The organism is Thermococcus sp. (assembly GCF_027063845.1).
In the GTDB taxonomy this organism is placed as follows: domain Archaea; phylum Methanobacteriota_B; class Thermococci; order Thermococcales; family Thermococcaceae; genus Thermococcus.
Map to the genome: position 1 here is coordinate 1 of NZ_JAMOQU010000075.1, position 5,632 is coordinate 5,632.

The 5,632-nt window shown below is 54.8% G+C and carries 7 protein-coding genes and 1 pseudogene; 4 read left to right on the forward strand and 4 right to left on the reverse strand.

Annotated elements, in window-relative coordinates; all coding sequences use genetic code 11:
* From MVO87_RS05740 to MVO87_RS05750, 3 genes and pseudogenes are all read left to right on the forward strand, one after another.
* A pseudogene (locus MVO87_RS05740) lies at positions 1–374 on the forward strand (MBL fold metallo-hydrolase); the annotation flags it as partial.
* 63 nt (positions 375–437) lie between these two features.
* Complete coding sequence (locus tag MVO87_RS05745) at positions 438–647, forward strand: hypothetical protein (protein WP_297552520.1); 210 nt, start codon at positions 438–440, stop codon at positions 645–647.
* Positions 648–705: 58 nt separating this feature from the next.
* A complete protein-coding gene (locus tag MVO87_RS05750) occupies positions 706–1,779 on the forward strand; it encodes an NOG1 family protein (protein WP_297512164.1) in 1,074 nt (357 codons plus the stop codon).
* 84 nt (positions 1,780–1,863) lie between these two features.
* Here the strand turns inward: MVO87_RS05750 and MVO87_RS05755 are convergent, their stop codons facing one another.
* On the reverse strand, positions 1,864–2,253 hold the full coding sequence (locus MVO87_RS05755; protein WP_042689306.1) for a 30S ribosomal protein S8e: 390 nt from the start codon (positions 2,251–2,253) through the stop codon (positions 1,864–1,866).
* Positions 2,254–2,361: 108 nt separating this feature from the next.
* Here MVO87_RS05755 and MVO87_RS05760 point away from each other — a divergent pair, with 108 nt between their 5' ends.
* Positions 2,362–3,210 (forward strand): hypothetical protein, encoded by an 849-nt coding sequence (locus tag MVO87_RS05760; protein WP_297512160.1) that lies wholly within the window; start codon positions 2,362–2,364, stop codon positions 3,208–3,210.
* On the opposite strand, the gene pyrG is transcribed toward MVO87_RS05760, so the two are convergent.
* The 3 genes from pyrG to MVO87_RS05775 form a co-directional block, all read right to left on the reverse strand.
* Entirely contained in the window at positions 3,204–4,802 is a 1,599-nt protein-coding gene (pyrG, locus tag MVO87_RS05765; RefSeq protein ID WP_297552522.1) for a glutamine hydrolyzing CTP synthase, read from the reverse strand. The genes MVO87_RS05760 and pyrG overlap by 7 nt on opposite strands.
* Positions 4,803–4,864: 62 nt before the next feature.
* The gene (locus MVO87_RS05770) at positions 4,865–5,242 is read right to left on the reverse strand and encodes a DUF555 domain-containing protein (RefSeq protein ID WP_042689311.1); all 378 of its coding nucleotides are present in this window, start codon (positions 5,240–5,242) and stop codon (positions 4,865–4,867) included.
* A 10-nt stretch (positions 5,243–5,252) separates the two neighbouring features.
* Positions 5,253–5,540, reverse strand: a complete 288-nt coding sequence (locus MVO87_RS05775) for a DUF357 domain-containing protein (protein ID WP_297516649.1) — start codon at positions 5,538–5,540, stop codon at positions 5,253–5,255.
* Positions 5,541–5,632 lie beyond the last annotated feature (92 nt).

Sequence of the window (5,632 nt, forward strand, 5' to 3'; positions counted from 1 at the left end):
GAGAGATTGAAAGAATAACCTGGGACAGGGCCGTCGGCTACTTCCCAGATGGAACGAAGGACCCGGTTAGGGACGACATGGCGCTCATCCTCGACCTCGGCGATTCAACGGTCGTAATCACCGGTTGTGGGCATTCGGGAGTGATTAACATCGTCAGGCACGCCGAGAAGGTCAGCGGAAAGCCAGTGAAAGCCCTAATCGGTGGACTGCACCTGGTTGGCGCGAAGGAGGAACTGCTTGAGGACGTTCTCAAAAACGTCAAAGCCAGGCTCTACGCGGGCCACTGCACGGGGCTCGAGAGCTTCGCCTACCTCCGTTGTCGGCTTGGGAACCGGGTCGAACCCCTGCACGTGGGCAAGGTCATCGAGCTTTAGCGATACGTTTTTATATTTTCGCACCATTTTGGTTTTTAGAGAGCACCAAGTGGGGGTGAAAATATGGGACTTGGGGTGATAGTTGACAAACTTAACAGGTACGAAGACCTCTTCGAAAAGCTCGGCCTTCTCCTCGTTGCGGTGTTCTTCCTGCTGGTGATAGCTGGCTTCACCGACTCGTCGCACGTCGGGAAGCTGATGAGCCTCGTGTTGCTCTTCCTCGTTGCCCTTGCGTCGCTGATTGGGGTAATCATCTACCGCTCGCTCGATTGAATACCTTTTTAAGGCCCCTCCCCAACCTTTTCTCCGCGAGATTGAGGGAGGGGTGAGAATGAAGAATCCGTTTGAGAAGATGCCGACGGTTCTTACCGCTGACGAGCTCATCGACAAGGCCTTCAGGAGGGCCGAGAGGGCCGCCTCTGCCTACAACCCGCCCGGCGGGAAAGTGGCCAAGGCGAGACAGCGAGAAGAACTCAGAGTTAGAACGGTTTCGAACGTCGTTCGCGACAACCTCAGGAAGATACTCGACAGAACGCCCGGCGTCTCGACGCTCCCGAAGTTCTATCAGGAGTTAGTTGACACGCTCGTCGATAGGGATCAGTTCCACCGCTCGCTGGCCAGGGTGAACTGGGCGATAAAGACTATCAGGAACCTCGAGCAACGCTACGTCGAGAAGATACGCTACGAGCGCGACCCGAAGGAGATAGCCAAGCTCAGGAGGGCCTTCTACGGCCGTGTTGCAGACATACTCCACGAGATTGACGACGATTTGCGCTATCTAAATCAGGCCAGAAACGTTCTCAAGGAGTTGCCGGTCGTCGATTTGGAGCTCCCGACGGTCGTCATAGCCGGCCATCCTAACGTTGGCAAGAGCACGCTTTTGAGGGCTTTAACCAACGCGAAGCCCGAGGTGGCGAGCTATCCCTTCACGACGAAGGGCATAAACGTCGGCCAGTTCGAGGAGCACTACCTCCGCTACCAGGTCATAGACACTCCGGGTCTGCTCGACAGACCGCTCAGCGAGAGGAACGAGGTTGAGAAGCAGGCGATACTCGCTTTGAAGCACCTTGGAGATGTCATCGTCTACATCTTCGACCCGAGCGAGTACTGCGGCTTCCCAATTGAAGAGCAGATGCACCTCTTCGAGGAGATACTGAACGAGTTCGGCGAGTTCCCGTTCATAGTCGCGATAAACAAGGTTGACATAGCGGACGAGGAGAAGACAAAAGCCATCGAGGAGTTCGTCAGGGCTAAGGGACTTGAGCCCGTCAAGATTTCCGCCCTAACAGGTGAGGGCCTTGACGAGCTGAAAGAAAGGGTAATAGCGGTCGTTGAGCCGAAGGCGAGGGAGCTGGCAAAGAAGATTATGGAAAGGGAGCTCTCGAAGTTCAGAGAGGGAATTTAATTTTCTGACAATACTTTTCTTCTACTGTCCTTTGTTCTCTGGAAATCTCTGCCGGATTCTGTCAAAGGCAAATTAGAAAAGGGTTCAGGCCTCCTCCTTGAGGAGAACCGCGTTAACAACTCCGTCCTGGCCGGGCCTGCTGGTGACGACGGCCTTGCCAATCTCGGTCTGGATTATGGCGCCCTTGGTGATGATGTTTCTCCTCGCGTACTGCCTGTTGGCCGGGTTCTCGATGACGTTGAGTATCTTGACCTTCTTGCCCTTGCCACCGTCGAAGACGTTCGCGTAGAGGGCCTCGACGAGGCGAACCTTCCTGTTACCGCCGTAGGTCCTGATTATCTTCCTTCTCTCCCTGTCCTCGGCGACCCTGGTGTTGGCGGGCTCTCTTCCGAGCTCCCTCTTCCTCTTCTTCCTCGCGAGGACAATCCTTCCACCTGAGGGCTTTTTAAGTGACCTTCCCTGCCAGATAGCCATTTATCTCACCTCGATTAGCCTGATGAACCCATCGCCACTTTCGGGGGTTCGTTTATAAGCTTTTCTTAGGGACAACGCTTTTAAACGCTTTCATCGTTACTAACATCGGTGGTGTATATGGGAGCGCTGGATGCTTTTTCAAAGGCCTTCTCCCTCGTCGCGGAGAACAAGAGGGCCTACCTCATCGTCCTCGTGGCGTTTCTGCTTCTGTCAGTCCTGAGTTTCTCTCAGTTCACTCACTCGAATAAGGCAATTGTTAGAGAGAAAGCCTACCCAAACGTTCTCTTCGAGGAGTATGGAACGACCTCTGCCTCTCCCGATTCCATGATTCATGAGCTTGAAGCTTCTCTCCTAGAGCTGTTCATCACTGTAGTTGTGCTCTCCCTCGTTGAGTACAGCGTCATTAAGGTTTACTTCCTCTCGCTTGAGGACGAAGATTATTCCCTTCTCGAACTTCTCTTGGAGGCAGTTCCAAGGATTCCAGCGGTGATACTGGTTAACATTCTCGCGTACATAACGGCGCTTCTTGTTGAGGCAATACCTCTTGTACTCCTCCTCGTAGGTGCGGCCACTTTGAATTCTCCCATCGCGTTCTTTGGTCTGTTGCTGTTCTTTGCAATTCTCCCGGTAATTCTGACGTTTTTTGCCCTCGTTATCCCCGCGTACGTTGAGAGCGAGAGCATTGGGGCGTTTGTCGAGGCTTTTGGGCTTACCTTTAAGAACCTTCCCAGCAGTTTCGGTTACGGTGTTCTTTCGTTCATTCTCGCCTTCGGACTCGCCCTCCTGATGGCACCGCTCCTCATCCCCTTCATGCTCTCCAACGCTAATCCGCTCGTGATTGCTGTTGTCGAGGCTCCCCTCAAAGCCCTTTTCGTGTGCCTTCTCTGGGCGGGAGGGGTTCTCCTCTACAGGGACTTCAAGGGGATTAAGGGAAGAAAAGAGGAGTTTCTTTACTGATACCTCTTCTTTTTCGCGGCCTCGACGAGCCCCCTGAAGACCGGCGCCGGGTTCATGGGCCTCGACTTGAACTCCGGATGGAACTGGGTCGCTATGAAGTAGCTGTGGTCGGGCAACTCGAGTATCTCCATCCTCCTCTCGTCGTCGCCCGCTATCCCGCTGAAGACGAGGCCAGCACTCTCGAACTTCTCGATGTAGTCGGGGTTGACCTCCCAGCGGTGCCTGTGCCTCTCGTAGACTATCTCCCTGCCGTAGAGTCTCTTTGCGAGGGTGTTCGGCTTTATGTGAACCGGGTAAGCGCCAAGCCTCATCGTCCCGCCGAGCCTGTCCAAATCCCTCTGCTCCGGCATCAGGTCAACGACGGGGTAGGGGGTCTGCGGGTCTATCTCCGTCGAGTGAGCCCCCTTGAGCCCGAGGACGTTGCGGGCGAACTCAACGACCGTCAGCTGGAAGCCGAAGCAGATTCCAAGGAAAGGAATGTCGTTCTCCCTCGCGTAGCGTATCGCCATCATCTTGCCCTCGCTTCCGCGCGCTCCGAAGCCCCCGGGGACGATTATGCCGTCAACGCCCTCGAGGAGCTTAACGCCCTTCCTCTCGACGTCCTCGGCCTCTATCCACCTGATTCTAACTTTGACATCGTTTGCCACGCTTGAGTGCTTTAAAGCTTCCTTAATGCTGAGGTAGGAATCCGCCAGCTTGACGTACTTCCCGACTATTGCAATCTCGACCTCCTTATCAAGGCCCTTGTACTTCTCCACCATCTCGAGCCACTTCTCAAGGTCGGGCTCCCTCCCGGGAAGGCCAAGCCTTTTCACGAGGTACCTCGCGAGCCCCTCCTTTTCGAGCATCAAGGGCACTTCGTAGGTGTCCTCGACGTCGTAGGCACTGATTACAGCCTCCTCGGGGACGTTGGTGAAGAGGCTTATCTTCCTCCTCGCACTCTCCTCAAGGGGCTCCTCGGAGCGAGCGACTATCGCATCGGGCTGGATTCCGAGCGAGCGAAGCTCCTTGACGCTGTGCTGGGTGGGCTTTGTCTTCTGCTCGCCGACCACCTTGAGCTTGGGGACATACGTAACGTGGACGAAGGCGACGTTCTCCCTTCCTTCCTCAAGTTGCATCTGCCTCGCGGCTTCGAGGAAGGGCATTCCCTCGATGTCTCCCACCGTTCCGCCGATTTCAACGATAACGACGTCGTAGTCCCTCGCGATTCTCCTTATGCGCTCCTTTATCTCGTTGGTGATGTGCGGAATCACCTGAACCGTCGCGCCGAGGTATTCACCCTTTCTCTCCTTCTCGATGACGGCCGAGTAGACCTTTCCCGTGGTTATGTTGTGGTCGAAGCTCAGACTCGTGTCGAGAAAGCGCTCGTAGTTTCCGAGGTCGAGGTCAACCTCACCGCCGTCGTCGAGAACGAAAACCTCGCCGTGCTGGTAGGGGTTCATCGTCCCTGCATCGTAGTTGAGGTAGGGGTCAATCTTGATGTTCGTCGTTCTAAAACCGCGAGCCTTCATGAGCATGCCGAGAGAAGCGCTGGTGATTCCTTTCCCGAGACCGCTGACGACACCACCCGTAACAAAGATGAACTTCGTCATGGCAAAACCTCCAGAGGTTATGTGAGGCTTTGATGGGAGGGTGTTTAAAAAATTAACTTAACTCAGAGCTCGGCCTCGATGCCGTCTTCCTCGTCTTCCTCAAGCTCCCGAATCTCGTAGACCTTGAGGGGGACCTTCTTGAGGGCCTTGCCGACAACCGCCTTGGCTATCCTCTCGGCGTGCTCTATCGTCTGAGCGTTGTAGACCTTGAGCGTTAGATACATGCCGACGAGGCCTACGTTTCCGATTACGAAGGCGCTCTCGAAGTGCGCCCCGCAGACGGGACACTGGGAGTAGCCGAGCTCAACGCGGACGAAGTCAAGCTTCTCCCTGTTGAGTGCCTTCGTTACCTTACTCACAGCCACGTTTATCGCGTCCTCGCTCGTCTCAACGTCCCTCACGATAATAGGCGCCTCGAGAACCACCAGATAGTCTCCCATCTCGCTCACCTCACCCGAAGGCAAAAAGCCTGTCGTCTTCACCCTTAAACACGCCGAGCCTCACGCCGGCATCTATGAAGCCGTGCGCGTAGTTTAGAGCTGCAAATGCTGTAACGTAGTCGCCCTTCTCGTAGTAGTACCTTGCGTCTTCAAAATAGCTCTTTGCCATTGTGAGAAAGTCCCTTGCGACCGCGTGGAGAAGGCTCTTCTCGTGAACGGCTACCTCAAGTCGCTTGAGGGCCTCTTCGGTGATTCTAAAATACTTCTGGAGCTTCTCATCGGTTACCTCGCGCTCCACATCTCTCGCCTCGGTCGTGCTTTGAAAGTCCTCTTATAAACCTTACCTCAGAAGCTTTTGGAAAAAGCTTCACCAAAAGCTGGTGATTCCTC